At 35.8% G+C, this 1,222-nt stretch carries 1 protein-coding gene; it reads left to right on the top strand.

Annotation, left to right across the window (positions count from 1 at the left end):
* Positions 1–728: 728 nt before the first annotated feature.
* Positions 729–1,222 (top strand): winged helix-turn-helix domain-containing protein (locus AACS24_RS04830; RefSeq protein ID WP_181364314.1); only part of this gene is annotated, 494 nt, incomplete at its 3' end.

A 1,222-nucleotide genomic window follows, 5' to 3' on the forward strand; every position in this document is an offset into this window, starting at 1 on the left:
ATCCATAATTCAGTAGCATGCAGACAATCAATGCCTGCAACAAAGCCTTATGCACCCCAAACCGTTCACCTATTTACACCGTGCAGGAGGAACGCTGAATTCCTAAGGCCATATCTTTTTAAATCGAATTTATATAAAAATATATCGTGTCTCACCTATCACTAAATTGCTCTAGCCTGTATTCCTGAATTTGTTAAAAATGACTTCTCAGCTTGATAGAGATCAATCATTCCAAATAAAGTATTTGCACCCTAGTACCTCGCAACGGTCCTCTAACGAACCCACTCAAATTAAAGGTACGATTCATAGTTAAAAATTACAGCACCTTAAACATGAGTACGATGAGAACAACTCCTAGTCAGAACGAACCTAGATTAGTATTAGTGTTCAAGTGTTTTTTAAGGAGCGCGTATTTTCACAACTCGTTTCGCAACAGTAAAATTCATAATAAATAATCTTAAAACGCAATATAAACAACAACTTACACAATGCGCCAAGCATGAAAAACCTACGTTGCAATCCAAAAGCTATTGTGAAACATGGAGTATGCAAGCTAAAGAAAAGAAGAAATAGAATCCCCTTGTTCAACAAGTAGACGAGGACATTGCACTCCGATGCCTGATACTAGCGCTCTGAGGTATAAAAATATTTTGTGATCAATAAAAATTTAATATAGAATGAATATATTTTCTATGCATAAGCATCTAAATATATTCATGGAGGGTTGCATGAATACACATCTTAAATTTATTATTGACAGTCAAATCACCTTCTTACCACATTTATTTCAAATTAGCACGGAAAGCCATGTAGTCCAACTTAGTCAAAAAGAGACGGCACTATTAGAATTATTATGTGCTACGCCAACAGCCCCAGTTGAGCGTAGTACAATCATTAAGGAAATCTGGAATGACCAAGCTGCAAGCGATATTGGGTTGAATAAAGCTATTTTAGGTCTAAGACGTAAATTTGAATCTCTAGGCGCACGTGATGCCATAAGAACCATCCCACGTGTTGGCTATGTATTAAATGTAGTAGCGACCAAAGCCCCATTCCACACAGCCAGCCTCCCCCTTGAGAAAAAACTAAAAAATAAAAAACATACTACTGCCGCCTTCGTTTTAATAGTAGCAATTTTAATTTCAATCACATCAATTACTATTTTCTTGAATAAACAAAATGATATTTCATTTGATGAGATTGATAAAGGTAAAAATGGCAT

The organism is Aeromonas sp. HMWF016, from assembly GCF_963878195.1.
GTDB lineage: Bacteria > Pseudomonadota > Gammaproteobacteria > Enterobacterales > Aeromonadaceae > Aeromonas > Aeromonas lacus.